Below are 26,363 nucleotides of genomic sequence, written 5' to 3' on the forward strand. Positions count from 1 at the left end.
GATCTAAGGAGATTGTATATTATAATGGTGACAGCTTATGTCATGGTTAAAAAATGATTGGAGGTTTTCATGTCTAAAGCGAAACGATTGAATGAAATGATCATGATGGTAAACCGGAAAAAACGATTTACGGTCGGGGAGCTGGCGCAGGAATTCGGAGTATCCAAGAGAACGGTTTTAAGGGATTTGCAAGAGCTCAGCGAAATGGGGGTGCCCCTCTATTCTGAAACCGGCCCCCACGGAGGATATCAGGTGTTAAATGAAAGGATACTTCCTCCCATCGCCTTCAGCGAGAACGAAGCGATCGCCATCTTCTTTGCGATCGATGCACTGAAGCATTATATATCCCTGCCGTTTGACGCCCAGTACGAGTCCATCAAAAAGAAATTTTATTTAAATCTTTCAGGAGACATCCGGGATGCGATTGACAGTATGAAGGACCGCGTTGCTTTTTATACGCCTTATGAGCAAAAAGACGACATTCCGGTTTTAAAGGCGCTGCTTGAGGCGGCAGTTCAACAAAAGGTATTGATCATCGAATATGAAGCAAATGGCGCAGCAAGCAAGAGGAACATTCAACCAATCGGAATCTATGCCAATCAAGGGAAGTGGTATTGCCCGGCTTACTGTTTTTTAAGAAAGGATTACCGCATCTTCAGGTGCGACCGGATCAAGCGGGCTGAGCTTGATGAACATGTGGCTCCAATTGATTTGTCCGGTCTTAATTTAAAGAACCGTTTTTCGGCTTTGTCCAGGCCAAGGGAGACATTGGAATTATCCGCGAAGCTGACAAAAAAGGGAGTAGAGCGGCACGGTTCACTCAAATGGCCGCACATTGAACTGCATGTAAGAGAAGACGGGTCCGGTGTGCTGAAAGGCGAAATTGCGCCGAAGGATATTGATTTTTTTGCGGATTATTTCATTTCATTCGGTCGGGAAGCGGTTATTCAGAAGCCTTCTGAATTAATCGAAAGGATGAGGCGGACATTATCCGATATGCTGAAACAATACGGCTAAAATGAAGACTTCGGCCAGATTGATGATGAAGAACGCAGCCTGGATCTTCTGCATATAAAGCCCCGGTAAAAAAACGCGTGAAGACGCACGTCTTCTGCATCATCCCGTTAAAGACACTCTCAGGAGTCGAGAGTGTCTCAGCGTGTCGACAAACCCTCGCATTCGTTGTCAGGTCTGCGCGTCGGTGCACACGAATAGAGGAGAGGAAGGATCGGCGGCTAACCGCCCAGGCGTCTTGCCCGAACGCCGCCGTCATCACATCCTGTGAAAGTCCGCTCCGATGCTCGGCCTTCCTAGACTGCAAGGATTTTCAATCACGCTGAAAGGATGACAAAATCTGCGACACTCTCAGGAATTGAGAGTGTCTTATTTTTGCCGTCAGAAGAAATTTTTACCCAAAAAAGTTGACGGCAGATTTAAAAGTGAGTATCATTACAAATATGAAATAAATATTACATTTGTGTTACAAAAGAAAATGATATGTTACGAGTTTAAAAGAAGATTGACAAAGGAGCATGCTTATGAAAAAAGCGATGGCTATTTTAGGATTCCTTGTACTCACAGCATCGCTGCTATTTATCATCAATAAAGGAACATCTCAAATAAACGCTTCACAAAATAGAAAAGCCGCGGTTCACACGGAATATTACAAAGACATCAGTTCGCTTTCTTTTCCGGTATTCAGCGATTTGAAGGAAGAAGATGTCCAGCTGGCCAACGATGCGGTAAAACTTCATTTAAAAAACTCCTATAAAGAATTTCAAAAAATCGTTAAAGATGCCGAAAAGAAGGATAAGGATGAGGAAAACGTTTATGAAACGTCCTACAAAGTCAAATACAACGAGGAAGGCAAACTGAGCTTTTTAATCTATGACTATCAGTTCTCCGGTGGTGCGCACGGCATGTATGCCGTTACATCCTACAACTTTGACTTTGACAAGCATAAACAAGTCGTGCTGACTGACGTATTAAACAATCAGGCGAAAATCGAAAAGGCAAAAAACTATATTTTCAGCTATATCAACGAACATCCGGAACAGTTTTATTCTGATCTTAAAAAGAGCGATATCCGCTTGGATGAACATACGGCTTTCTATTATACAAGCAGCGGAATTTCAATCGTATTTCAGCAGTATGATATCGCCCCGTATGCGGCCGGAAACCAGGAAATAAAGCTTCCGTCGACGCTTTTATATTAGCCCGGTATTAGATCCAATATTCGTAATAGAAACAGAGAGAGCAAGTCATGAAACAGGAGAGTGAGCAGCAATGTCTGGCAAACCATCATTTCGCTGGGTTAAAATGTTGATTTTTTTAACGATATTAATAGGTTTAGCGGGGTACTCTTACAATAAGGTGTCAAGCAACAGTCAAGAGCCGCCTCAATCAAAAAAAGACGGCGGACAATCCGGTCTCGGCGTCGAATCCATGGTCAGCGACAGCAAACAAGAGAGGTATGCCATCCACTATCCGGTGTTTCACATAAAAGAAATCGATGAACAAATAAAAGATTATGTGAATCAAGAATTGGCCAATTTTAAAGAGGATAACGCAAAGGCCCAGGCTCAGGATGAAGACGGGCCTTTTGAACTGAACATCAAATATAAGGTTGTCTATTACACAAAAGATACGGCCAGTGTGGTGCTGAATCAATACATAGAGGCCGGCGGCGTTTCGGGTACAACGTCTGTCAAGACGTTTAACGCTGATTTAAAACAGAAAAAGCTGCTGTCCCTTCAAGACCTGTTTGAAGAGAATTCAGATTTTCTGAACAGGATTTCAAGCATTGCCTATCAGGAATTGAAAAATCGGAATCCATCTGCTGACATGGCTTTATTAAAAGAAGGGACAAGCCCTCAGGAAGAACATTTCAGCCGCTTCGCGCTCCTTGAAAACGAAGTGGAATTTTATTTTGAGAAAAAACAAACCGGTCTTGAGCAGTCTGTAAAAATAAAAAAAGAGTGGGTAAAAGATATTTTAAAAGACCGATATCAGGATATGAAAAAGAATCGTCTTCAGTCAAAACCTGAGCAGGAGCCTGTTCCGCTTCCGAAACAAGCGAAAATGAATCCTGATGAAAAAGTGATTGCTCTCACATTTGATGACGGCCCGAACCCCGCTACAACCAATAAAATATTAAACGCTTTACAGAAGCATGAAGGGCATGCAACCTTCTTCGTGCTTGGAAGCAGAGCTCAATATTATCCCGAAACGATAAAACGGATGCTGAAGGAAGGAAACGAAGTCGGCAACCATTCCTGGGACCATCCGTTATTGACAAGGCTGTCAAACGAAAAAGCGTATCAGGAGATTAACGACACGCAAGAAATGATCGAAAAAATCAGCGGACACCTGCCTGTACACTTGCGCCCTCCATACGGGGGGATCAATGACTCCGTCCGCTCGCTTTCCAATCTGAAGGTCTCGTTGTGGGATGTTGATCCGGAAGATTGGAAGTACAGAAATAAACAAAAGATTGTCAATCATGTCATGAGCCATGTGGGGGACGGAAAAATTGTCTTAATGCACGATATTTATGCAACGTCCGCAGAAGCGGCTGAAGAGATTATCAAAAAGCTGAAAGCAAAAGGCTATCAATTGGTAACTGTATCTCAGCTTGAAGAAGTGAAGAAACAGAGAGGATATTGAATAAATGAGAGGAAAGCGCCATATCGGCGCTTTTCTTTTGCAAGAAAATATAGGGAAAATGGTATTTGTTAAAAATTCCAAATATTTATACAATAGCATGTGTTTCACATTGAAAGGGGAGGAGAATCATGAAACAACACAAACGGCTTTATACCCGATTGCTGCCGCTGTTATTTGCGCTCATCTTCTTGCTGCCTCAATCTGCAGCAGCGGCGGCAAATCTTAATGGGACGCTGATGCAGTATTTTGAGTGGTACTTGCCAAATGACGGCCAACATTGGAAACGCTTACAAAACGACTCGTCATATTTGGCTGAACACGGTATTACTGCCGTCTGGATTCCCCCGGCATATAAGGGAACGAGCCAAGATGATGTGGGCTACGGTGCTTATGATCTGTATGATTTAGGGGAGTTTCATCAAAAAGGGACGGTTCGGACAAAATACGGCACAAAAGGAGAGCTGCAATCTGCGATCAACAGTCTTCATTCCCGGGACATCAACGTTTACGGCGATGTGGTCATCAACCACAAAGGCGGCGCTGATGCGACCGAAGATGTAACCGCTGTTGAAGTCGATCCCGCCGACCGCAACCGCGTAATTTCAGGAGAACAGCGAATCAAAGCGTGGACACATTTTCATTTCCCGGGGCGCGGCAGCACATACAGCGATTTCAAATGGCATTGGTACCATTTTGACGGAACCGATTGGGACGAGTCCCGAAAGCTGAACCGCATCTATAAGTTTCAAGGAAAGGCATGGGATTGGGAAGTTTCCAATGAAAACGGCAACTATGATTACTTGATGTATGCCGACATCGATTATGATCATCCTGATGTCGCGGCAGAAATAAAGAGATGGGGAACGTGGTATGCCAATGAGCTGCAATTGGACGGATTCCGCCTTGATGCCGTCAAACACATTAAATTTTCTTTTTTGCGGGATTGGGTCAATCATGTCAGGGAAAAAACGGGGAAGGAAATGTTTACGGTAGCCGAATATTGGCAGAATGACTTGGGCGCGCTGGAAAACTATTTGAACAAAACAAACTTTAATCATTCAGTGTTTGATGTGCCGCTTCATTATCAGTTCCATGCTGCATCGACACAGGGAGGCGGCTATGATATGAGGAAATTGCTGAACGGAACGGTCGTTTCCAAGCATCCTTTGAAAGCGGTTACGTTTGTCGATAACCATGATACACAGCCGGGGCAATCGCTTGAGTCGACTGTCCAAACATGGTTTAAGCCGCTCGCTTACGCTTTTATTTTGACAAGAGAATCAGGCTACCCCCAGGTTTTCTACGGGGATATGTACGGGACGAAAGGAGCCTCGCAGCGCGAAATTCCTGCCCTGAAACACAAAATCGAACCGATTTTAAAAGCGCGAAAACAATATGCGTACGGAGCACAGCATGATTATTTCGACCATCACGACATTGTCGGGTGGACGAGGGAAGGCGACAGCTCGGTTGCAAATTCCGGTTTGGCGGCTTTAATAACAGACGGACCCGGCGGGGCAAAGCGAATGTATGTCGGCCGGCAAAACGCCGGTGAGACATGGCATGACATCACCGGAAACCGTTCGGAGCCGGTTGTCATCAATTCGGAAGGCTGGGGAGAGTTTCACGTAAACGGCGGGTCGGTTTCGATTTATGTTCAAAGATAGAAGAATAGAGTGATAGACGGATTTCCTAAAGGAAATCCGTTCTTTTATTTTCTCCTTCTTATAAAATTTCTTTGATTACATCTTATAATTAATTTTAACAAGGTGTCATCAGACCTAAAAAGGACTTGCTGACAGTTTGAATCGCAAAAGGTAAGGCGGGGATGAAATGGCAACGTTATCTGATGTAGCAAAGAAAGCAAATGTGTCGAAAATGACGGTATCGCGGGTGATCAATCATCCTGAGACTGTGACGGATGAATTGAAAAAGCTTGTTCATTCCGCAATGAAGGAGCTCAATTATATACCGAACTATGCAGCTAGAGCGCTCGTTCAAAACAGAACACAGGTCGTCAAGCTGCTCATATTGGAAGAAATGGATACGACAGAACCTTATTATATGAACCTGTTAACGGGGATCAGCCGCGAGCTGGACCGTCATCATTATGCTTTGCAGCTTGTCACAAGGAAATCTCTCAATATCGGCCAGTGCGACGGCATTATTGCGACGGGGTTGAGAAAAGCCGATTTTGAAGGGCTGATTAAAGTATTTGAAAAGCCTGTCGTTGTATTCGGCCAAAATGAAATGGGCTACGATTTTATTGATGTTAACAATGAAAAAGGAACCTATATGGCAACGCGTCACGTCATTGGGCTGGGTGTCCGCAATGTCGTCTTTTTTGGAATCGATTTGGATGAGCCTTTTGAACGGTCAAGGGAAAAAGGCTACCTTCAGGCGATGGAAGGCAGTCTGAAAAAAGCGGCGATTTTCCGGATGGAAAACAGTTCAAAAAAAAGTGAAACACGCGCGCGGGAAGTGCTGGCATCCCTTGATGCACCGGCAGCGGTGGTTTGCGCTTCCGACCGCATCGCGCTCGGTGTCATCCGCGCGGTGCAATCGCTCGGCAAAAGAATTCCGGAAGATGTCGCGGTCACCGGCTATGACGGGGTGTTTCTCGACCGGATCGCTTCGCCTCGCCTGACAACGATCAGACAGCCTGTTGTTGAAATGGGAGAGGCTTGCGCGAGAATCCTGCTGAAAAAAATCAATGAAGACGGAGCGCCGCAAGGCAATCAATTTTTTGAGCCGGAGCTTATTGTCCGGGAATCGACTTTGTAAGGCGTCTCATTCTGTTACCGTTAACAAGCTGAAAATGATTGTTCCTGCTATGCCGTCATGATAATTTCAGAATAAAAGCCGGTTCATCACAGCCGGACAACCAAAAAGGGGGAAACATGATGGAATATGCAGCGATACATCATCAGCCTTTCAGCTCTGATGCCTATTCTTACGATGGACGGACATTGCACATCAAAATCCGTACAAAAAAGGATGATGCCGATTACGTCCGCTTAATTTGGGGTGATCCTTACGAATACACCGGCGGCACATGGAAAGCGAACGAGCTTGCGATGGCGAAAATTGCCGCAACAAGCACGCATGATTACTGGTTTGCCGAAGTGGTGCCTCCGTTCAGGCGTCTGCAATATGGGTTTATCCTTACAGACGCTGATGGTCAAGACACTTTTTACGGAAGCAATGGTGCATGTCCGTTTGCAGGGAAAATGGCGGATACGGGCAAGCACTGCTTTAAATTTCCGTTTGTTCATGAGGCTGATACGTTTGATGCACCTGACTGGGTCAAATCAACCGTCTGGTATCAAATTTTTCCGGAGCGCTTTGCCAGCGGGCGAGAAGATTTGTCTCCGGAAAACGCTTTGCCATGGGGAAGCAAGGATCCCGAGGTGCACGATTTTTTCGGTGGGGATTTGCAGGGGATCATGGACAAGCTGGACTATTTGGAAGACTTAGGGATAGGCGGCATCTATTTGACACCGATCTTTGCCGCGCCTTCCAACCATAAATACGATACATTGGACTATTGCTCGATCGATCCGCATTTTGGCGATGAGGAACTCTTTCGCACGCTGATCAGCCGGCTTCACGAGCGGGGAATGAAGATCATGCTTGACGCTGTTTTTAACCACATTGGCAGCGCTTCGCGAGAGTGGCAGGATGTCGTCAAAAACGGTGAAAAGTCCCGCTATAAAGACTGGTTCCATATTCATTCTTTCCCTGTTAAAGAAGGCGGCTATGATACATTTGCGTTTACTCCCGAGATGCCGAAGCTTAATACGGCCAACCCGGAAGTTCAGGCTTATTTGCTTGATATCGCGCTGTACTGGATCCGCGAATTTGATATTGACGGCTGGCGTTTGGATGTAGCGAATGAAGTCGATCATGCGTTTTGGAAGAAGTTCCGGCAAGCCGTCACAACAGAAAAGCCCGACATTTTTATATTGGGCGAAATCTGGCATCAGTCTGATCCGTGGCTTAGAGGAGACGAATTTCATTCCGTCATGAACTACCCGTTCACAGAACCGATGATTGACTATTTTGCAGACGGATCAATTTCAGCTTCGCAAATGGTCAGCCGCATCAATTCGCATTTAATGAGCGGGATGAAGCAGGTCAATGAGGTGATGTTTAATTTGCTAGACAGCCATGATACGAAACGGATTTTGACAAGATGCGGAGGAGATGAGAAAAAGGTGCGCTCTCTTTTGGCATTTATGTTTGCTCAGACAGGCTCGCCGTGCATTTATTACGGAACTGAAATCGGGCTTGACGGCGGGGATGATCCATTGTGCCGGAAGTGCATGGTTTGGGAAGAAGAGAAACAGAATCAAGAGATGCTCACATTTATGAAACGGTTGATCGCTTTGCGCAAACAAGAGAATGATGTATTGACTTATGGAGCGCTTGAGTGGAGGCTGGTTGACGATCAAAACAATTTTGTCAGTTTTTCCCGAACGCATGAAGGAAAAGAGCTGATCTACTTCTTCCACCAGGGCAGCGAAATGCGCCGTGTCAGATTGCGGGATTTGAAGATTGCAAGCGACAAAAGAATATACGATGCGTGGAAGGAAGAAGCGCTTCATCATGATGATGTGATCAACATTCAGCCAGGCGGATTTTTCATTTTGGGGGCGGTTTAAATTCTGTTACCGGTAACAGGTTTAAAACTATTGTAACCGCTTTCTATCGAGGATTACAATTGTCTCAGATTCTAAGATAGAAGGGGGAAAAAAGATGCAACATTTAAAAAAAGGATTTGTAGTCCTGCTGGCGTCAGTTCTGCTGTTCGGTCTTGCCGCCTGTTCAAGTTCAAAGGAAACAGGAGGCAGCGGCGGGAAAAAAGTGCTCACCGTGTCTGTGGAAGAGGTCTATAAACCTTACGTCGAAAGCATAAAGGAAGGTTTTGAAAAAGAGAATGATGTGACAGTCAAAATCGTTGAAAAGCCGATGTTCGATCAGCTTGAAGCGCTTCCTCTTGACGGCCCGGCAGGCAATGCGCCCGATGTCATGCTTGCGGCATACGACCGTATCGGCGGCTTAGGTCAGCAAGGGCATTTGCTGGAAGTCAAGCCGTCTGATACAAAAAGCTTCGGCGACAAAGAAATGCAGCAGGTGACGGTTGACGGAAAAGTCTACGGAACCCCGCTTGTTATTGAAACTCTCGTACTCTATTACAACAAAGACCTGTTAAAAGCGCCGCCAAAAACCTTTAACGAACTCGAGGATTTAACAAAAGACAAAAGATTCGCTTTTTCTTCGGAAAAAGGAAAATCGACCGCTTTTCTCGCAAAATGGACGGACTTTTACATGTCATACGGTTTAATGGCCGGATACGGCGGATATGTATTCGGAGCTGACGGCACGGATTCAGGAGACATCGGTCTGAACAACAAGGGAGCCGTGGAGGCGGTGGAATACGCCGAGAAATGGTTCAGCGAATATTGGCCGAAAGGCATGCAGGACAATACGAGCGCTGACGATTTCATCCAGCAGACCTTTATGGATGGAAAAGCAGCGGCTGTTATCGGAGGTCCTTGGTCGGCTTCCAATTATAAAGAAGCCGGTTTGAACTACGGCGCAACGAAAATCCCGACATTGCCGAACGGAAAAGAGTATGCCCCGTTTGCAGGCGGAAAAGGCTGGGTCGCCTCAAAATATACGAAAGAGCCGGAGCTTGCTGAAAAATGGCTTCAATATGCCGCAAATGACGAAAACGCTTATCGTTTCTATGAAGATACGAACGAAGTTCCGGCCAACCTCGCTGCACGAAAGAAAGCAGGGGAACAAAAAAGCGAGCTGACATCGGCGGTCATCACGCAATACGAAACGGCGACTCCGACTCCGAATATTCCGGAAATGGCTGAAGTGTGGACAGGTGCAGAAAGCTTGATATTTGACGCGGCAGCAGGAAAAAAATCGGCTCAGCAATCAGCGGATGATGCCGTCCGTGTGATCAAAGAAAACATTAAAGAAAAGTATGTGAAATAAAACGGCGGTTTTAGCGTCCGGAAGAATAGAGGGCGAAAAAAATGAACAAAGACCAAACGCTTGCAAAACGGAGCCGGAAGGCAGCGCTGTTATCGATTATTCCCGGTGCTGGCCAGATTGCAAACCGGCAGTTTTCAAAGGGGATCCTTTTTCTAGTCATCACAGGCTTGTTTATTTGTGAGTTAGCGCTTTTCGGTTATCAGGCGCTGATCGGTCTCGTGACGCTGGGGACTGTCCCGGGGGAAGACCACTCGCTGTTTCTCTTGATAGAGGGCACGCTGCAATTGATTTTGACGCTCGTTTTTCTGATGTTTTACATCTTTAATCTGTATGATGCCCGGAAGACCGCCGCGATGAAAGCGGCGGGTTTGAAAATCAGCGAGACGGCTGGGGACATGATCAGAAATGCAGGTGACAAAGGGTTTCCGTATTTATTTACGCTGCCGGCATACCTCATGATGGTGTTTGTGATTATTTTTCCGGTGCTGGTGACTCTGTTTATCGCGTTTACAAACTACGATTTTTATCATATTCCGCCTAACAGTCTTATCGACTGGGTCGGCTTTAAAAATTTCATGAATATCTTTTTCCTTGGCTCGTATCGGCAAACATTCGCCGATGTATTGGGCTGGACGATCATCTGGACGATCTGTGCGACGACGCTGCAAATTGTTCTCGGCATCGTGACGGCGCTGATCGTCAATCAGAACTTTATTAAAGGCAAGCGGATGTTCCGGATCATCTTCCTGCTTCCTTGGGCCGTTCCGGCATTTATTACGATTATGAGTTTCGCCAACATTTTCAACGACTCGGCGGGCGCGATGAACGTCCAGGTGATCCCGCTTTTGAACCAGCTTCCGTTCGTCGACATCCCGGCTGTCGCATGGAAGACCGATCCGTTCTGGACGAAGACGGCTTTGATTATGATCCAGACGTGGCTCGGTTTTCCCTACATTTATGTCATGGTGACGGGGGTGCTTCAGGCGATTCCCGGAGAGCTTTATGAAGCGGCAAAGATTGACGGTGCGACATTTATTCAGCGCTTTAAACACATTACGCTACCGATGATTTTATTTGCGACCGCACCGGTGATGATTACCCAGTATACGTTTAATTTCAATAACTTCTCGATCATCTATTTATTTAATGAGGGCGGTCCGGGGAGTGCGGGGGCTGGAGCCGGGTCAACCGACATCTTAATATCCTGGATCTATAAGCTGACGACAGGGACGTCGCCGCAGTATTCCGTGGCGGCTGCTGTCACACTGCTCATTTCTTTCATTGTCATCGGGGTTTCCCTGATTGCTTTTAAGAAGTCGAATGCCTTTGGCAATGAGGAGGTCATGTAGATGAGAGGGATTTTCAAAAATACGCGGTTCACCGGGATGCTGAACAAGGTTTTGACCTATATATTTTTGACGTTTTTAAGCATCGTGATTATTTATCCGCTTTTGATCACAGCATCATCCGCATTTCGGGTCGGGAATGTAGCGGCTTTTACACTCGATTTTTCGGGCGCATGGACATTGGACCACTTTAAGCGGCTGTTTGAAGAGACGCTTTACCTCAATTGGTACGGGAATACGCTTGTGATCGCGCTGTCTGTCATGGTGTTCCAGGTGACGATTGTGACGCTTGCCGGCTATACGTACAGCCGCTACCGGTTTGCGGGCCGAAAAAAGAGCCTCATTTTCTTTTTGATCATTCAAATGGTGCCGACGATGGCGGCGCTGACCGCTTTTTACGTCCTGGCCATGCTGATCGGAGCTTTGGACCAATATTGGTTTTTAACTGCAATCTATATCGGCGGCGGAATTCCGATGAACACATGGCTGATGAAGGGCTACTTTGATACAGTGCCGAGAGAAATCGATGAAGCGGCGCGGATTGACGGAGCGGGGCACCTGCGGATCTTTGCTTCGGTCGTTCTGCCGCTTGTTAAGCCGATGCTTGCAGTTCAGGCGCTGTGGGCGTTTATGGGGCCGTTCGGCGACTATTTGCTTGCAAAATTTCTGCTTCGGTCGCCGGAAAGCCTGACCATCGCCGTCGGTTTGCAGACATTCATCTCCAATCCGCAGCAGCAAAAAGTCGCGCTGTTTGCAGCCGGAGCGATTCTTGCAGCTCTGCCGATTTGCATCTTGTTCTTCTTTCTCCAAAAGAACTTTGTGTCCGGTTTGACATCCGGCGGAACGAAGGGATAAACCGATGAACGATATGCGAAACGAAAAGCTGATCGTCCGCTTTCTTAAAGCAGCGGCATCACCGGCGGGCGTCATGCGCTGCAAACATGCATTCAGCTGGCTCGAAATTTCTTTTCTGTTTATGTTTTTGACGGCTTGTTTAATGGCGCCCATGACGATTGCGTTTATGAAAATGGACCGCTTCAACGCCGGGTATCTGATGCCAAATGTTGTTCAAGAGGCTGACGCGGCATTCATCAAGCAATTAAAAGGCTACCAATTGACAAACGGGAGATTGACAGGTGCAGGGGGCCTGTACCTTGTGGAGAAAGGGAGAACCTTGCTGGCGGTCGATTTGAAGCATGAATTAATAACAAGTGGTGAAAACGGGCGGATAAGGGCGGAAGGCTATCAAAACGCGCTCATCTTTCAGTCAGATCATCTGATCATCAGCGATCAAAACGGAACGGGGTTTTCCGTTCGCTATCCGGCAAAGGCCGGGCTGAATGATCTGGACGCCGGCCATGTGGGGGATTTTATCGGTGCCATGTGGTTTGCCCAATATAAGCCGCTGATCATCATGCTGGCCTGTTCGGCGGTTTTCATCATCTCGCTTTTTTTGACGGCCGTTCTGGCGGGAGGCATCTGGATCTCCAAAAAATCCAACATGACCGGGATAAGGTCGTTTAAGGAAGCTGCCGCAGCGGCGGTGTGCGGATCAGCGCTTCCGGCAGCAGCCGCAATGGCTTTCGGTATGATCCGCTTTGACTTCATCATGATGCTGCTCATCCATTCATGCGGTAGTGCTTTGATGGTCTCTTTCATCTTCAGGCATATATTCAAAACCCGCCATCACAACGAAAATCTACAGTCAGGAGGAAATCATGGCAAATCAGCGGCTATTTGAGATCGACCAGTGGAAAATCAAAACAAACAAATTTGAAAAGGAACATAAACGGCTTCAGGAAAGTCTGACATCCTTGGCGAACGGCTATATGGGAATCAGGGGGAATTTTGAAGAAAGCTATTCAGGCGAAAGTCTTAAAGGCACATATATCGCAGGGGTTTGGTTCCCAGACAAAACGCGAGTCGGCTGGTGGAAAAACGGCTATCCTGAATATTTCGGGAAAGTGATCAATGCGATGAATTTCATCGGAATTGATGTATATGTAGACGACGAAAAAGTCGACCTCAATCAAAACGATATCGAATCGTTTGAATTGGAGCTCAATATGAAGGAAGGCACCCTGCGGAGAAGCGCTGTCGTTCGTGTGAATCAAAAGTCTGTCAAAATTTCGTCGGAGCGCTTTCTTAGCCTTGATGTCCCGCAGCTGTGCGCGATCCATTATGAAGCGGAGTGCCTGAGCGATGAGGCGGTCATCACGCTTGTTCCTTATCTTGATGGAAATGTCGCAAATGAGGATGCCAATTTCGAAGAGCGGTTTTGGCAGGAAGAAGCGAAAGGCGCCGAATCTCATCGCGGCCATCTTGTGACGAAAACGATTGAGAATCCGTTTGGAACCCCGCGTTTTACGGTGGCTGCTTCTATGTGCAACGTGACAGAAGGATATGTCAGCGAGCAATTTCAAACGGATGCAATGTACGCGGAAAACCGCTACTGTTATGAAGTGAAGCCGGGAACAAAGGCTTCTTTAAAGAAATTGATTATTGTCACAACGTCCCGAGACTTTGAAGAAGCAGAGCTTTTAGTAAAGGGCAGGGAGCTTTTGGCTGATGTTTTTCGGCAGGGATATGAAGAGGCGAAGCGAAGGCATACCGAACATTGGATGGAAAGGTGGACAAAAGCGGACATTGAAATTAAAGGGGATGATGAGCTTCAGCAGGGCATCCGGTACAACCTTTTTCAGCTCTTCTCGACATACTACGGAGCCGATTCGCGCTTAAACATCGGGCCGAAAGGATTCACCGGCGAGAAATACGGCGGAGCCGCCTATTGGGATACTGAGGCGTACGCCGTTCCGATGTATTTAGCGACGGCCGAGCCGGAGGTGACGAAGAACCTGCTTTTGTACCGCTATCATCATTTGGAGGCAGCTAAACGGAATGCCGCTAAACTGGGGCTGAAAGGGGCCCTTTATCCGATGGTGACCTTCACAGGCGATGAATGCCACAATGAATGGGAGATCACCTTTGAAGAAATACACCGCAACGGCGCGATCTGTTATGCGATCTACAATTATGTTAATTATACAGGCGACCGGGACTATATGAAAGAATACGGGATAGACGTTCTCGTCGAGATCAGCAGATTTTGGGCGGACCGCGTCCACTTCTCAAAACGAAACAATAAATATATGATCCACGGCGTCACAGGGCCGAATGAATATGAAAACAATGTCAACAACAACTGGTATACGAATTTGATTGCGTCGTGGACGCTTGAGTATACGCTCGAAAACCTCGCTATCCTCCCGGAGGAAAAATGCCGCCGGCTTGATGTACGGGAAGCCGAAATCGAGAGGTGGAAGGATATCATCGCGAGAATGTACTATCCATACAGTGAGGAATTAAATATTTTTATTCAGCATGATACATTCCTGGATAAAGAGCTTCAGGCAGCGGATGAGCTTGAACCGGATGACCGCCCGCTCTATCAGAATTGGTCATGGGACAAAATTCTCCGCTCCAGTTTTATTAAGCAGGCGGATGTTCTCCAAGGCATTTATTTCTTTAATCACCGATTTACGATGGAAGAAAAACGGCGCAACTTTGAATTTTATGAACCGATGACGGTTCATGAATCGAGCCTTTCGCCGTCTGTCCATGCGGTGCTGGCGGCCGAGCTCAAAATGGAAAAGAAAGCGCTCGAACTGTATAAGCGTACAGCGAGGCTTGACCTCGATAATTACAATCATGACACCGAGGAAGGGCTTCATATCACATCGATGACCGGAAGCTGGCTCGCGATCGTGCAAGGATTTGCCGGCATGCGGACCCAGGATGAGACGCTGTCGTTTGCTCCGTTTTTGCCGAAGGAATGGGACGGTTATTCGTTCAACATCAATTATCGGAACCGGCTAATCAATGTCCAGGTAGAGGAAAACAGCGTCGTCTTCAACCTTCTAAAAGGAGAACCGATTTCCATGACAGTTTATGGAGAGCAGATCGCACTGAACGGACGGTATGAAAGGAGGATGCCCGATGAGCCAATGGTGGAAAGAGGCAGTCGTGTATCAAATTTACCCGCGGAGTTTTTATGATTCCAACGGAGACGGATTCGGTGATTTGCAGGGCGTGATTCAAAAGCTCGATTACATCAAAAGCCTCGGAGCCGATGTTATCTGGCTGTGTCCTGTGTTTGATTCCCCGCAAGATGACAACGGCTACGACATCAGCGACTATAGAAGCATATACGAAAAGTTCGGGACGAACGACGATATGTTTCAATTGATCGATGAAGTGCATAAACGCGGAATGAAAATCATCATGGATCTTGTCGTGAACCACACGTCTGATGAACATGCCTGGTTTGCCGAAAGCCGCAAGTCAAAGGACAATCCTTACCGTGATTATTATTTTTGGAAAGATCCAAAGGCGGACGGTTCAGAACCGAACAATTGGGGATCGATCTTTTCAGGACCGGCATGGACGTTCGATGAGCGGACAGGGCAGTATTATCTTCACTACTTTTCGAAAAAGCAGCCTGACTTAAACTGGGAGAATGAAGCGGTTCGCCGGGAAGTATACGATTTGATGACATTTTGGATGGACAGAGGCGTGGACGGCTGGCGGATGGATGTGATCGGTTCCATTTCCAAATACGTCGACTTTCCCGATTATGAAACAGATGACAGCCGTCCTTATGTCGTCGGCCGCTATCATTCGAACGGCCCCCGTCTGCACGAATTTATACAAGAGATGAACCGGGAAGTGCTGTCCCGTTACGACTGCATGACGGTCGGCGAAGCCAACGGCTCAGATGTTGAAGAAGCGAAAAAATACACGGATCCAAGCAGACATGAGCTGAACATGATTTTTACATTTGAACATATGGATATTGATACAAAACAGCATTCGCCGAATGGGAAATGGGAGATGAAGCCGTTTGACCCGATCGCTTTAAAAAAGACGATGACGAGGTGGCAGACCGCTTTAATGAATGTCGGCTGGAATACGCTTTATTTCGAAAATCATGATCAGCCGAGGGTCATATCCCGATGGGGCAATGACCGCGAACTGCGCAAACAATGCGCCAAAGCATTTGCAACGGTCTTGCACGGCATGAAGGGAACCCCTTTCATTTATCAGGGAGAAGAGATCGGCATGACAAACAGCGAAATGCCGCTCGAGATGTATGATGATCTCGAAATTAAAAACGCATACCGCGAACTTGTCATCGAAAACAAAACGATGACAGAGGAAGACTTTCGAAAAGCCGTGGCGAAAAAAGGGCGGGATCACGCGAGAACGCCGATGCAATGGGATGACGGAAAACACGCGGGCTTCACAGATGGAGAGCCTTGGCTGGCGGTAAATCCCCGCTATCAAGAAATCAATGTGAAAGAGTCGCTCGCCGATGAAGATTCGATTTTCTATTATTATCAGAAGCTCATCGGGTTGCGCAAACAAAATAAAGTTATCGTATACGGAGACTACCGGCTGCTGCTAGAGGATGATCCGCGAATCTTTGCGTATACCCGCGAATATCAGGGCGAAAAGCTGTTAGTTGCCGTGAATTTGTCAGAAGAAAAGGCGCTGTTTCATGCCCCGCCGGAAATGCTTGAAGACAAGTGGGATATGCTGTTGTCCAATTACGCCCGCGAACGGCTTGATATGAGCGGCAGCATTGACATGGAGTCTTATGAAGCTTTCATGATGATCAGCCGGGCAAAGGATCCAACATCATGAAAGCGGTCATTTTTGACTTGGACGGCGTGATCACGGATACGGCCGAGCATCATTACCTCGCTTGGAAACATACTGCCGAACAAATCGGCATTGAGATTGACCGGAGCTTTAATGAACGGCTGAAAGGCATCGACAGAGAGCGATCGCTAGACACGATTTTGATTCACGGCGGTGCGGCCGGAAAGTATCAGGAGGCGGAGAAACAAGAGATCATGCGCCGGAAAAATCAATACTACAAACAGCTGATCCAAAACTTGACCCCGCATGACCTGCTGCCGGGAATCGCCGGGCTTTTTGCCGAATTGAAAAGGGAAAATGTAAGCATTGCGTTAGCTTCGTCAAGCCGAAATGCGCCCGCTATTTTGGAACGGCTCGGGGTCAAGGACGAATTTCAGGCTGTCGTTGATCCGGCAGGACTTGCTCACGGAAAGCCCGACCCCGAAATCTTTTTGACGGCCGCAGCGCTGCTCGGAGTGCCTCCGTCTGAATGTGCGGCAATCGAAGACGCTGAAGCCGGGATCGCTGCGATCAAATCCGCAGGGATGTTCGCGGTGGGAGTCGGTGATGATTCATCGATGCGCGGGGCCGATTTGATCGTGCACAACACAAACGAGCTGACATTTGAGCTGCTGAAGGAAGGATGGCAGCGCTGTTGTTGCATAAAAGAAGGGAATTAAAAAGCAACCCGAAAATCATAAAATGACAGGCCGCCGCTGGCGGCTTATTTGCAATCAGAGAGGGGAAGGCAAAATCAAGAACAAGATCAAGGCGTTTGGCTGGCCGGAGAGGAAGACCGTTCGGAAATGCGTTTTGCTGTTTATACACCGATCTTAGCAACGCGACGTCAAATCGAATCTATCAGGCGATTGGATACCGGCCTGTTGCCGATTCTATCGCCTACGCTTTTCATGAAAAACAGCCTAATCGATCCCTTTAAAAGGATGATTAGGCTGTTTGCTTATTGATGCATTTGCAATTTGACAAACTTGCGTTTGCCGACTTGGATGATCATGCCGTGTTCGAGTACAATGTCCGCATGAATCGATTCTGCTTTGACGCCGTTGATTTTAACGCCGCCGTTTTGGATCATTCGGCGGGCTTCGCTTTTGGAAGGAAGGAGTTCGAGCGTCACCAATAAATCGGTGACCGGCACCGTTTCGTCACCTTGCCAGTGTACGGCCGTTATATTGTCAGGCGCGCTGTTTTGCTGAAAAACTTGTTTAAACTGCTGTTCTGCCGCCTCGGCCGCCTTGCTTCCATGATACATGTTGACAATAGTTTTCCCGAGCAGCATTTTCACGTCTCTCGGATGAACGGCCCCGGTTTCCAAATCCTTGACAAGACGTTTTTTATCTTCCGCCTCCAAGTCGGTCGCAAGGTGGATATATTTTTTCATCAAACTGTCCGGGAGCGACATCGTTTTCCCGAACATTTCATGAGGGTCTTCATCGATGCCGATGTAATTGTTCTTTGATTTAGACATTTTTTCAACGCCGTCAAGCCCTTCAAGCAGCGGCATGAGAATGACGACCTGTTTTTCTTTTCCGTACTTTTCCTGAAAGTGTCTGCCCATGAGCACATTAAAATGCTGATCCGTTCCGCCCAGTTCGATATCGCTGTCCAGAACGACTGAATCATATCCCTGCATTAACGGGTAAAAGAACTCATGAAGCGAAATCGGCTTTTGCATGGCGATTCTTTCTTCAAAATCATCGCGTTCCATTAAACGGGCGACGGTAATTTTGCCGGCGAGTTCAATGACGTCTTCCAAGGTTAATCGTTTAAGCCATTTTGAGTTGTAGTGAAGCTCGACCTTGTTCTGATCAAGCACTTTTCCAAACTGTTGAAAGTATGTTTTGGCATTGCGGCGGACTTCTTCGTCCGTCAGCTGTTTTCTGGCGGCGGATTTTCCTGTCGGATCGCCGATCTTTCCTGTGAAATCCCCGATCAGGAGCTGGACGATATGTCCGTTTTCCTGAAATTGGCGCAGTTTATTCAAGACGACGGTGTGGCCCAAATGAACATCAGGCGCCGACGGATCGAGGCCAAGCTTAATTTTCAGCGGTTCGCCGCTCAAAATCGATTTGGCCAGCTTTGCCCGCAGTTCTTCCGGGGGAATGACCTCCTCCGCTCCGTCCATATATAAGTGAAGCTGCCTTTCGACTTCCCGCTTCTCGGCAGTTGTCAGTTGATCAAATTGTTGTTGCTGCATAATAACTCCTCCTTTTTTTGTATAAAAAAAAGAGCCTCATCCCGATAAGGGACGTGGCTCAAATGCACGCGGTACCACCCTGATTGAAGACCTTCATCTTCCGCTCAATTTCAGGTAACGGTTTCCCGTTCTTTGCTACTTGAAAGTTCACAAAGAAAGCTCAGGGAGGTAATTCACGTCTGTCTTTGTACCGGCTCGCACCAGCCGCCGGCTCTCTGGAACAGGGAGACAGTCCGCTACTTATTCCCGTCGTTGCTTATGGTTTATGAAGATTGTCGTTCACTTTTCGAAGGAGCTCGATCAATGTATTCTGCTCCTCTTTTGTCATGCCTTTGATCAGCATTGTTTCCCCTTTGTGGAACGCCGGATAGAGCTCTTCAATAGCGGCTTTTCCTTCGGATGTGATTTCGGCGAATACGTGTCTGCGGTCTCTCGGATCCGCGCTTTTTACGCATAAGTTCTTTTTTTCAAGCGTTTTCATGACATTGCTCGCAGTGGCTGTTGAAATGCCTGACAATTCGGCGAGCTTTTTCGTTTCAAGCCTGCCCCATACCCATAGATCGTAAAGAATCGAAAAAGCCGTCCAAGACAATTGATATGAGGAAAGGACCTCGGTCTCCATTTTGACGCGAAGCTTTTGCGCTGACCGGTAAAGGTTGGTGGCGACCGAAATGGCTTCAAGATTCAAGGATTCGATCGGCATGCGCTTCAGCTTGCTGAGTGTGTCGTATTCTTCCTGTCGAAGATGGGGGGATCTATTCAATCGTGACGCCTGCCTTTTCATTTTCAGAATCATTAGCTATGAAATGAATTTTAACAGATGGTTTTCGTTAATGCAAGCCCTTGTTTGACATGATGAGAAAAGCCGGCATCATGATGATGACCGGCACTTGTTTCAGCTATTTTTTGGTGATCTGTTTGCGGCGCACTTCAATCCGGTCCCCTTTTTGAATGCTGTCATACTGTTTTTTCGAGACGAGGACGGCATGTTCTTTTCCTTTTTGATCTTCAATCAACAGCCAATATCTTTTTTCTTTTCGTTCAGAGAGCGCTTTTTCTTTGATTCCTGCGGTGCGGAGGATGTTTTTTTGTTCTGCTGTATATCCGCCTCCGTGGAAGATCATCCAGTATGGAAAGTAGTAATTCAAAAAGGTTGATCCAGCAGGATTTTGATTGAGTGTCCGCTTGATGCTTCCTTTGTACAGGGCATTCGACGGCAAAGTCCGCTGGATAGCGTTGAACTGACTGCTCTTGTTTAAATATTGTCGGCTCGCAGACTGATTCATATAACTGCGCATTCTCTGGTTGACTGAACCCGGACGTGTTTTTAGAGAGCTGTTATTAGCCGAGGAACTCGAAGCATTGGCTCCGGATGTTCCATTGCTGCCTGTTGCCTCTGCTTGAGCAAAAGGCAGCAAGAGAGACAGCGCCATGATTAAAATAAGAGGAGCGCTTTTTTTCTTCATTGTTCATCACTGCTTTTTTGTTCCACTTTATCTTTGACGACGCCCTCAAGCGGCTCCTGGTCATATTTGATGTATGGGGGACGGTAGATGAAGGCTTCATGATCGCGGATTTTAATATAAGGCTGTTCGACATTTTCCACATTTTCCACATATTTTTTGAAAGTCTCCGTCTTTTCTTTCCCATTTTTCACGTATGATGCTTTCAGTAAAGGTGCTTTGTCGGATTCGCTGTCATTCACGTAATCAAACCATACGAGATCGTATTTTTGAATGGATTGGTCTTCTGCGACCTCCTGTGAACGGTCTGAAGCGGATGATGAACATCCTGATAAGGGAACGGCGAAAAGCATCGCAGCCGCGGATAACGAGATCAGTTTCGATTTTTTCACTGTGATCATCCTATTCATTTTGGTTTCTCTTTTATATACGAACGATCCGGGCAAAGGTGTCATCTATTCATAATAGTTTGGTAGAAAACCGGGCGTAATAATTGCATTTTAAACGTAAACAAACTGTAAAATACCATTTCTATGAAAAAAGGTATAATTTGAATGTCAGAAAAAAATCCCATTCACGGAGGATACTTTTATATGAAGAAGATACTTTTTTCTGTTTTTGTTTTGGCAGGCAGCTTGATATTGGCATTCAATTTTGCCGGTGAAGCGAGTGCTAAAACGAAAAAAGTCAGCGGCTACATCACTTGGTACAACGGCGTAGGCAAAGTCGGCGCTGACGGCAAAAGGCTCGGCCATTGGGACTGCGCCACAAAGATGGGCTTCGATGTTCCGAGAAAAGGCACAAAAATAAGAGCCTATTCTAAAGCAAAACCAAACAAAGTCATTACAGTCTATAAATATGATGTCGGCAGAATGCCGGGCGCTGTTTTGGATGTAAGCCCGAAAGCTTTTAGAGCTTTGGGATTTCCGACAAGCAAAGGAAAGGTCGCCGGACATTATACATATAAAAAATAGGAGAAATGAAGCAAGAAAAATCGTTTTCTTGCTTCTTTCAATTGGCGGGGTCGAATATGAAAAAAGTTTTGGTGTTTTTGTTGGCGGCAGTCGTTTTAGCCGCAGGCGCATTTGCGGCCGTCCGCTATTTCGTCCCGGAAAAAGCGGAGCCGGCAAAAAGCGGCGGTTCAGATCTGCTCGTATCGATAACCGATCAGAAGCTGATGACCGCTTACTACGAAAATCAAAATAAGCTGTATGAAGAAAAGATGACGGATTACCCGGCTATGGCATTAGACCGGAAAAAACGCATTCTTTATTATACGAACACCGATAATAGCAATGTGAAGCATTTGATCAGGCTGGATTTACAGTCGGGCAAAAAAACAACCCTATATTCAGGAGATGAATATGTCGACGGGCTCAGTCTATCGGCGGACGGTTCGAAGCTGTTCATGAGATATAACCTTGCGGAGGAGAGGAATTTTCACCTCGCTTCATTTGATTTAAAACAAAAGGCGTTTCACGTCATCTATCCATCGTTAAAGAACAAGGACGAAAGCGTCAGCTACTATCAGTACAACAAAGCTAACAATCGATTCGTTATACTGCATTATTCATTGAAAGAAGACTATCAAAAAACCGATGAGGCGAACAGCAAAGGAGTACCGCCCGAACCGACAAATATGAACATTTCCCTGGCGGATGTGAAAGGTCAGGAAAAGGTGAGAACGATCGCAAAATTTATCAATGACACGGCCATCTCGCCGGATGGAAAAACGATCGTCTTTACAGAATCGGCTGATGATCAGAAGGCGATTTATGCGATGGATGCCGAAACGAAGAAATATAAAGCGATCATTTCAGATCAGCGGGCATTTTCATTAGTCGACTCAGCACAGCCGCAATTCTCGAAAGACGGGAAAAAACTTTACTTTCTCGCTGAAGCAAAAGATGCGAAGCTGCTTGAAGATGAAACGGGGAGCGAAGCAAGGGTGAGAACGATTTATTCGTATGATATGGATACGAAAAAAGTGAGCAAAGCCTGGGAAAAAACAAACGGGATCATCAACACCTTTACCGTCATTGACGAATAAACGATCATCAGCCGGCACAAACAAACTGTGCCGGCTGATTTCTTTTTATCATGAGCCATTTGCCTGAGACGCTGCAGCCGAGCTCGTCATAATGGCGATTGCTGCCGTCTGCTGTGCTTGGATAACGGCTTCAAGCGTTTGATAAAGTCCTGTTTCCAGAAGCGCCGGATCTTCCGTTTTTTCGCTCATGTATAAGTTGACGGCCGTTTTCAGATTCATGTCTTTCTGCCACCTGAACAGTTTATCGCTGTTCAATGCGCCTGCCATGATTGTGATGGCATCTATGTCTTTTTCACTGTTCTCAAGCAACGCAAGCAGTCCGATTTCCGGGTAATGGACAGGCTTCGGTCTTTTATGCTTTTTTGTCAATTCATCGTATATCCGGAGGGAGCGGGCGACAAGCTGATCGGAATCCCGCTCCGGCATAAGCGAGAGGATGTGGCTGAGAAACTGCAAATCGTTCCCTTTGCGAAAACCCGCTTGGTTAAGCTTTTGGTAAAACGCTTCGATATAGTCAATCAGTTCACCTGTTTCCATGCTTGAACCAGCCAAGAGCACGGCGAGCGGGTAGTCGCCGGCAGATGTTAAAAAGCTGTGCTTGTCCTTCATTCCTTTGTAAATAGACAAAGCCCGATTGATTTTCCCTTCATGATCATGCTCATCAGGATATTTTGTCAAAAGGATAAGAGCGGACAAATAGGTGAAAATACTTTTTTTAAATCCGTTGCCGGTCATTTTTTCATAAAGGATGAAAAAAGGTCTGATATGCGTTTCAGGTTCTTCGAAGCGCACGTCAAACATAGCGGCGAATGTATAGCGATGGGACGACCTTAACGGCGAAAATGTACCGGCGGCCTGTTTGACAGCCTCACTCAGCGTTATAAACCGTTCTTTATCAAAAGGCCGCTTGTTGACGACATACATGGAAGCAATCATCATTAATGTCCGCTGATCTGTGACTTTCCATTTTAATTCGCTTTTTAACTCAGAGTAAATTGCTTTATATTGATCCAACCGCTGCTGCAGTTTAGCAGATGCCATTTATCTGTCTCCTTCCTCGGTTTGCGTCGTTTTTGTATATACGAAGCAAAGGGAAATAAGTTTCATGGTTTTGGCATCAACCTAATAATATGGAAAAGGATACAGCGCAGCAATAATAATAAACGGGAAGATCCTTCTCCTGAACCGCCGGAATCGTCGCCGCGGATATCCGTATCCACCGTAAAACTGCCTTTCATCTGTCACGTCTTCGGGAACGAGGACAGATGCTTCCTGACGGTTCATCCCTTCAAGGATGCCGTGAACGGAACGGCCGTCCTTCATTTTCAGCACGACGTGATAGTGCATGTATTTGCGGCATAAATCGTGCAAAGACCTTTGATGGTCATGGGGCATCGAGCAAACGGCATCTTTCGGAACATTCATATTCCTTTCCATCTCCTTTTAGATTCATGGTATTCACCCGATGGATGAATGTTCCAGTTTAGAGCGGTAAAGCCGTGATATATGTAAAAAAGCCGATTATCATATATGAATCGGCTTTAAAAATCAATGGTTAGCATTTTTTTCTGCGGCACTTGAAACGGTCGTCATCGTCATCAGAAAAACACTTTCTTTTTCTGCATTTGAACCGGTCATCGTCAGAGCTGCGGGTTTTGTCCGTTTTCTCAGTTTCATTCGTTTTCTCCGTTTTGTCTGTTTTCTCCGTTTTATTCGTTTTATCTGTTTTATTAGTATCCGCCGAACGCCGCGCTTTCCTTGACTGTCTTTCTTTTTCCCGCTCAGGGCTGTATGGATCGTAATTGTCATAGTACTCTTCGTAGCTGCTCATTTTGAGGCAATCACCGCCTTTGACTCATGATATGATAATGTATTATAAAGAGAGGCGATTTGCCTGGGCATTTATAATGGTTTGCTGTGCTGTACATCAAGCAGATCAACTGACAAAATTCAACATTGAATAAAGGATTTTTCGTTTCAACCGCTAATATTATATGTATCAAACCATTTTTTTACGGCTGCGCCTGCCGGTGCTTGCGGAAAGCATTCAGACGGACGGCCTGATATGATAGAAGGAGCGGAATGCCGATGAAACGATCCAGAAGTGAAGGAGAGTACTTATGAAAAATAGTAGAAAAAAAGAGATCTTATCGTGGGTGAAAACACTTGTCATAGCCGCAGCGCTTGTGATGATTTGCCGCTATTTTCTGTTTACGCCGTCAACCGTTTTGGGAGATTCAATGTATCCGACTTTAGAGGACGGCAACATGGTCATGGTTAGTAAAATCAGCGATATTCAGCGCTTTGATAAAATTATTTTTCACGCGCCTGATTCGGATGAAAACTATGTGAAAAGGGTGATCGGGCTCCCGGGAGATACGATCAAAATGAAGGATGATGTCCTTTATATAAACGGAAAAGCATACGATGAACCTTATTTAAAGAAAAACAAACAAAAGCTGACGCTTCATGAACATTTGACCGATAATTTCACACTGGAGAAATTAACCGGTGAACAAAAGGTGCCGGAAGATCACTTGTTCGTGATGGGGGATAACCGTCAAAACAGCAAAGACAGCCGTTTTTTCGGATTTATCACAATGGACTCTGTTGTCGGAAAAGTTGAATTTCGTTATTTTCCTTTCAATGAGATCGGCGGAATAGAATAGAAAACAAAAAGGCTTCCCATGATACGAATGGGAAGTCTTTTTGTTTGTCGGCAAAGTCACCAAGCGCCCACTATTATTGTCATATTAATCAACCCTCCTTTTTTCGAAAAAAAAAGGGGTGTTTCGTTTCATTGCCGGCCTTTATTTGCTTTTATTGGCACTGGCAACATACTTTTGGCTTCAACCATAAACAGTCCGGATATAAAAATCCGGACTGTCAGCTTGTTAGACAAAAACACAAAAAGTGGCTTCAGCGCGAGTTTTTTTCGAATAAGGGAGAGGTTGGTTATTTTCGGCCCGCGGAGAAAAGGCGAATTTACGTTTAACGTTTTTGCTGCCAAAATCTCAAAAATCCGGCGAACTTGACTTGAAAAGGTCCTCATCGCCAGAAAACAGAATGAATTGGATAAAAATGGGGCAGATTATAAAAGTCTGTCAACAATCTGAGAGGCTGCCTACAGTGAGAATGGGAAGCCTTTTTAGCATTCGCACATTTTGGTGAGCGGGCGGTTTGAACAATTGTCTGTACAGTGAAATAATGAAAAAAGAAACTGGACAACAAGGAGGATAAGCAGATGAAAGTGTTTGTAGTTGGGGCGAACGGACAAATCGGGCGCCGCTTGACGAAAAGCTTGAATGAGAGCGGCGAACATCAAGTCAGAGCAATGGTGAGAAACGAAGAGCAGGCGCAAGCTTTGAAACAATCGGGAACAGAAACCGCGCTCGCTAATTTAGAAGGCACCGTGGAAAGCATCGCAGAAGCGGCGAAGGGCTGCGACGCGATTGTCTTTACCGCCGGCTCAGGCGGCAAAACGGGGGCCGACAAAACGCTTTTGGTGGACTTGGATGGTGCGGTTAAAACGATCGAAGCCGCCGAAAAAGCGGGCATTCGCCGTTTTATTATGGTCAGCACATTGCAGGCACACCGCCGTGAAAATTGGAATGAAGCGTTAAAGCCGTATTATGTCGCCAAACATTATGCGGACCGGATGCTTGAAGGCAGCGAATTAAATTACACGATTATTCGTCCGGGAGGCCTGTTAAACGAACCGGGCACAGGCCGTGTGAAAGCCGCGGAAAATCTTGAGCGCGGAACGATTCCGCGTGAAGATGTGGCTGATACTATCTTGGCGGCGCTCACCGAGGAGCACACATTCCGGCGTTCGTTCGATTTGGTTTCGGGAGATCAAACGCCCGCCGAGGCGCTTAAATCGATATAAAAGTGATTTGGGGAACCTGTGG

Annotated in this window: 24 protein-coding genes and 1 other annotated feature; of the genes, 17 read left to right on the forward strand and 7 right to left on the reverse strand. The window is 46.3% G+C overall.

Annotation, left to right across the window (positions count from 1 at the left end; all coding sequences use genetic code 11):
• The first annotated feature begins 69 nt into the window (after window positions 1–69).
• The 13 genes from MKX80_RS03485 to pgmB all read left to right on the forward strand — a co-directional run bounded on the left by MKX80_RS03485 (window position 70) and on the right by pgmB (window position 17,404).
• Window positions 70–1,017: a YafY family protein gene (locus MKX80_RS03485; protein WP_182069158.1), complete on the forward strand. Its 948-nt coding sequence runs from the start codon at window positions 70–72 to the stop codon at window positions 1,015–1,017.
• Between the two features lie 521 nt (window positions 1,018–1,538).
• Window positions 1,539–2,216 carry a DUF3298 and DUF4163 domain-containing protein gene (locus tag MKX80_RS03490; protein ID WP_154996312.1) on the forward strand — a complete coding sequence of 226 codons (678 nt, stop codon included), beginning with the start codon at window positions 1,539–1,541 and terminating at the stop codon, window positions 2,214–2,216.
• A 70-nt stretch (window positions 2,217–2,286) separates the two neighbouring features.
• On the forward strand, window positions 2,287–3,666 hold the full coding sequence (locus MKX80_RS03495; RefSeq protein WP_268342588.1) for a polysaccharide deacetylase family protein: 1,380 nt from the start codon (window positions 2,287–2,289) through the stop codon (window positions 3,664–3,666).
• A gap of 128 nt (window positions 3,667–3,794) precedes the next feature.
• Window positions 3,795–5,333, forward strand: coding sequence for an alpha-amylase (gene amyS, locus MKX80_RS03500; RefSeq protein WP_154996308.1), 1,539 nt, complete (start codon window positions 3,795–3,797; stop codon window positions 5,331–5,333).
• Window positions 5,334–5,499: 166 nt separating this feature from the next.
• On the forward strand, window positions 5,500–6,450 hold the full coding sequence (locus MKX80_RS03505) for a LacI family DNA-binding transcriptional regulator (RefSeq protein WP_154996306.1): 951 nt from the start codon (window positions 5,500–5,502) through the stop codon (window positions 6,448–6,450).
• Between the two features lie 116 nt (window positions 6,451–6,566).
• Window positions 6,567–8,330, forward strand: coding sequence for a glycoside hydrolase family 13 protein (locus MKX80_RS03510; protein WP_268342589.1), 1,764 nt, complete (start codon window positions 6,567–6,569; stop codon window positions 8,328–8,330).
• 94 nt (window positions 8,331–8,424) lie between these two features.
• Window positions 8,425–9,678 (forward strand): extracellular solute-binding protein, encoded by a 1,254-nt coding sequence (locus tag MKX80_RS03515; RefSeq protein WP_154996302.1) that lies wholly within the window; start codon window positions 8,425–8,427, stop codon window positions 9,676–9,678.
• A 41-nt stretch (window positions 9,679–9,719) separates the two neighbouring features.
• Window positions 9,720–11,027, forward strand: coding sequence for a sugar ABC transporter permease (locus MKX80_RS03520; RefSeq protein WP_154996300.1), 1,308 nt, complete (start codon window positions 9,720–9,722; stop codon window positions 11,025–11,027).
• On the forward strand, window positions 11,028–11,879 hold the full coding sequence (locus MKX80_RS03525; RefSeq protein ID WP_154996298.1) for a sugar ABC transporter permease: 852 nt from the start codon (window positions 11,028–11,030) through the stop codon (window positions 11,877–11,879).
• Window positions 11,880–11,883: 4 nt separating this feature from the next.
• On the forward strand, window positions 11,884–12,765 hold the full coding sequence (locus tag MKX80_RS03530) for a DUF1189 family protein (RefSeq protein WP_216931091.1): 882 nt from the start codon (window positions 11,884–11,886) through the stop codon (window positions 12,763–12,765).
• Entirely contained in the window at window positions 12,743–15,079 is a 2,337-nt protein-coding gene (locus tag MKX80_RS03535; protein WP_268293232.1) for a glycoside hydrolase family 65 protein, read from the forward strand. Before MKX80_RS03530 ends, MKX80_RS03535 begins: the two co-directional genes overlap by 23 nt.
• On the forward strand, window positions 15,021–16,727 hold the full coding sequence (locus MKX80_RS03540) for an alpha-glucosidase (RefSeq protein ID WP_268311025.1): 1,707 nt from the start codon (window positions 15,021–15,023) through the stop codon (window positions 16,725–16,727). The genes MKX80_RS03535 and MKX80_RS03540 overlap by 59 nt, the downstream gene beginning before the upstream one ends.
• Window positions 16,724–17,404 (forward strand): beta-phosphoglucomutase, encoded by a 681-nt coding sequence (gene pgmB, locus MKX80_RS03545; RefSeq protein ID WP_154996290.1) that lies wholly within the window; start codon window positions 16,724–16,726, stop codon window positions 17,402–17,404. Before MKX80_RS03540 ends, pgmB begins: the two co-directional genes overlap by 4 nt.
• 281 nt (window positions 17,405–17,685) lie before the next feature.
• On the opposite strand, the gene tyrS is transcribed toward pgmB, so the two are convergent.
• From tyrS to MKX80_RS03565, 4 genes are all read right to left on the reverse strand, one after another.
• On the reverse strand, window positions 17,686–18,939 hold the full coding sequence (gene tyrS, locus MKX80_RS03550) for a tyrosine--tRNA ligase (protein ID WP_268293228.1): 1,254 nt from the start codon (window positions 18,937–18,939) through the stop codon (window positions 17,686–17,688).
• A 44-nt stretch (window positions 18,940–18,983) separates the two neighbouring features.
• Window positions 18,984–19,201 (reverse strand) — a binding site (T-box leader).
• A complete protein-coding gene (locus MKX80_RS03555) occupies window positions 19,196–19,723 on the reverse strand; it encodes a MarR family transcriptional regulator (protein ID WP_268342590.1) in 528 nt (175 codons plus the stop codon). Its footprint overlaps the feature before it by 6 nt.
• Window positions 19,724–19,838: 115 nt before the next feature.
• Entirely contained in the window at window positions 19,839–20,405 is a 567-nt protein-coding gene (locus MKX80_RS03560) for a hypothetical protein (protein WP_268326497.1), read from the reverse strand.
• The gene (locus tag MKX80_RS03565) at window positions 20,402–20,803 is read right to left on the reverse strand and encodes a hypothetical protein (protein WP_234113150.1); all 402 of its coding nucleotides are present in this window, start codon (window positions 20,801–20,803) and stop codon (window positions 20,402–20,404) included. Before MKX80_RS03565 ends, MKX80_RS03560 begins: the two co-directional genes overlap by 4 nt.
• A gap of 192 nt (window positions 20,804–20,995) precedes the next feature.
• Between MKX80_RS03565 and MKX80_RS03570 the strand changes: the two genes are divergently transcribed.
• Together MKX80_RS03570 and MKX80_RS03575 are read left to right on the forward strand one after the other, a co-directional pair.
• The gene (locus MKX80_RS03570; protein WP_339227961.1) at window positions 20,996–21,376 is read left to right on the forward strand and encodes an RlpA-like double-psi beta-barrel domain-containing protein; all 381 of its coding nucleotides are present in this window, start codon (window positions 20,996–20,998) and stop codon (window positions 21,374–21,376) included.
• 56 nt (window positions 21,377–21,432) lie between these two features.
• Window positions 21,433–22,452 (forward strand): hypothetical protein, encoded by a 1,020-nt coding sequence (locus tag MKX80_RS03575; RefSeq protein WP_268311022.1) that lies wholly within the window; start codon window positions 21,433–21,435, stop codon window positions 22,450–22,452.
• A gap of 48 nt (window positions 22,453–22,500) precedes the next feature.
• Here the strand turns inward: MKX80_RS03575 and MKX80_RS03580 are convergent, their stop codons facing one another.
• The 3 genes from MKX80_RS03580 to MKX80_RS03590 form a co-directional block, all read right to left on the reverse strand.
• Window positions 22,501–23,493 carry a DUF4003 domain-containing protein gene (locus MKX80_RS03580; RefSeq protein ID WP_182069138.1) on the reverse strand — a complete coding sequence of 331 codons (993 nt, stop codon included), beginning with the start codon at window positions 23,491–23,493 and terminating at the stop codon, window positions 22,501–22,503.
• Between the two features lie 81 nt (window positions 23,494–23,574).
• A complete protein-coding gene (locus tag MKX80_RS03585) occupies window positions 23,575–23,877 on the reverse strand; it encodes a small nuclear ribonucleoprotein (RefSeq protein ID WP_154999091.1) in 303 nt (100 codons plus the stop codon).
• Between the two features lie 123 nt (window positions 23,878–24,000).
• Window positions 24,001–24,129 carry a hypothetical protein gene (locus MKX80_RS03590; RefSeq protein WP_268314161.1) on the reverse strand — a complete coding sequence of 43 codons (129 nt, stop codon included), beginning with the start codon at window positions 24,127–24,129 and terminating at the stop codon, window positions 24,001–24,003.
• Between the two features lie 443 nt (window positions 24,130–24,572).
• On the opposite strand from MKX80_RS03590, the gene lepB reads away from it, so the two are divergent.
• Window positions 24,573–25,121 (forward strand): signal peptidase I, encoded by a 549-nt coding sequence (gene lepB, locus MKX80_RS03595; RefSeq protein ID WP_043928125.1) that lies wholly within the window; start codon window positions 24,573–24,575, stop codon window positions 25,119–25,121.
• 575 nt (window positions 25,122–25,696) lie between these two features.
• On the forward strand, window positions 25,697–26,341 hold the full coding sequence (locus MKX80_RS03600; protein WP_154999089.1) for an SDR family oxidoreductase: 645 nt from the start codon (window positions 25,697–25,699) through the stop codon (window positions 26,339–26,341).
• Window positions 26,342–26,363: the final 22 nt, after the last annotated feature.

Origin of the sequence: Bacillus sp. FSL K6-0972 (assembly GCF_037976035.1) — a bacterium.
Taxonomy (GTDB): domain Bacteria; phylum Bacillota; class Bacilli; order Bacillales; family Bacillaceae; genus Bacillus; species Bacillus haynesii.

Bases quoted from the DNA above. Each gene is read 5' to 3' on its own strand.
- MKX80_RS03560 (WP_268326497.1), bottom strand. From the start codon at position 20,405: ATGAAGAAAAAAAGCGCTCCTCTTATTTTAATCATGGCGCTGTCTCTC.
- MKX80_RS03515 (WP_154996302.1), top strand. From the start codon at position 8,425: ATGCAACATTTAAAAAAAGGATTTGTAGTCCTGCTGGCGTCAGTTCTG.
- MKX80_RS03565 (WP_234113150.1), bottom strand. From the start codon at position 20,803: ATGATCACAGTGAAAAAATCGAAACTGATCTCGTTATCCGCGGCTGCG.
- MKX80_RS03535 (WP_268293232.1), top strand. From the start codon at position 12,743: ATGGCAAATCAGCGGCTATTTGAGATCGACCAGTGGAAAATCAAAACA.
- MKX80_RS03600 (WP_154999089.1), top strand. From the start codon at position 25,697: ATGAAAGTGTTTGTAGTTGGGGCGAACGGACAAATCGGGCGCCGCTTG.
- amyS (WP_154996308.1), top strand. From the start codon at position 3,795: ATGAAACAACACAAACGGCTTTATACCCGATTGCTGCCGCTGTTATTT.
- MKX80_RS03490 (WP_154996312.1), top strand. From the start codon at position 1,539: ATGAAAAAAGCGATGGCTATTTTAGGATTCCTTGTACTCACAGCATCG.
- MKX80_RS03495 (WP_268342588.1), top strand. From the start codon at position 2,287: ATGTCTGGCAAACCATCATTTCGCTGGGTTAAAATGTTGATTTTTTTA.
- MKX80_RS03505 (WP_154996306.1), top strand. From the start codon at position 5,500: ATGGCAACGTTATCTGATGTAGCAAAGAAAGCAAATGTGTCGAAAATG.
- lepB (WP_043928125.1), top strand. From the start codon at position 24,573: ATGAAAAATAGTAGAAAAAAAGAGATCTTATCGTGGGTGAAAACACTT.
- MKX80_RS03510 (WP_268342589.1), top strand. From the start codon at position 6,567: ATGATGGAATATGCAGCGATACATCATCAGCCTTTCAGCTCTGATGCC.
- MKX80_RS03570 (WP_339227961.1), top strand. From the start codon at position 20,996: ATGAAGAAGATACTTTTTTCTGTTTTTGTTTTGGCAGGCAGCTTGATA.
- MKX80_RS03520 (WP_154996300.1), top strand. From the start codon at position 9,720: ATGAACAAAGACCAAACGCTTGCAAAACGGAGCCGGAAGGCAGCGCTG.
- MKX80_RS03585 (WP_154999091.1), bottom strand. From the start codon at position 23,877: ATGAATGTTCCGAAAGATGCCGTTTGCTCGATGCCCCATGACCATCAA.
- MKX80_RS03555 (WP_268342590.1), bottom strand. From the start codon at position 19,723: ATGAAAAGGCAGGCGTCACGATTGAATAGATCCCCCCATCTTCGACAG.
- MKX80_RS03540 (WP_268311025.1), top strand. From the start codon at position 15,021: ATGAGCCAATGGTGGAAAGAGGCAGTCGTGTATCAAATTTACCCGCGG.
- MKX80_RS03580 (WP_182069138.1), bottom strand. From the start codon at position 23,493: ATGGCATCTGCTAAACTGCAGCAGCGGTTGGATCAATATAAAGCAATT.
- MKX80_RS03575 (WP_268311022.1), top strand. From the start codon at position 21,433: ATGAAAAAAGTTTTGGTGTTTTTGTTGGCGGCAGTCGTTTTAGCCGCA.
- tyrS (WP_268293228.1), bottom strand. From the start codon at position 18,939: ATGCAGCAACAACAATTTGATCAACTGACAACTGCCGAGAAGCGGGAA.
- MKX80_RS03485 (WP_182069158.1), top strand. From the start codon at position 70: ATGTCTAAAGCGAAACGATTGAATGAAATGATCATGATGGTAAACCGG.
- MKX80_RS03590 (WP_268314161.1), bottom strand. From the start codon at position 24,129: ATGAAACTGAGAAAACGGACAAAACCCGCAGCTCTGACGATGACCGGT.
- MKX80_RS03525 (WP_154996298.1), top strand. From the start codon at position 11,028: ATGAGAGGGATTTTCAAAAATACGCGGTTCACCGGGATGCTGAACAAG.
- pgmB (WP_154996290.1), top strand. From the start codon at position 16,724: ATGAAAGCGGTCATTTTTGACTTGGACGGCGTGATCACGGATACGGCC.
- MKX80_RS03530 (WP_216931091.1), top strand. From the start codon at position 11,884: ATGAACGATATGCGAAACGAAAAGCTGATCGTCCGCTTTCTTAAAGCA.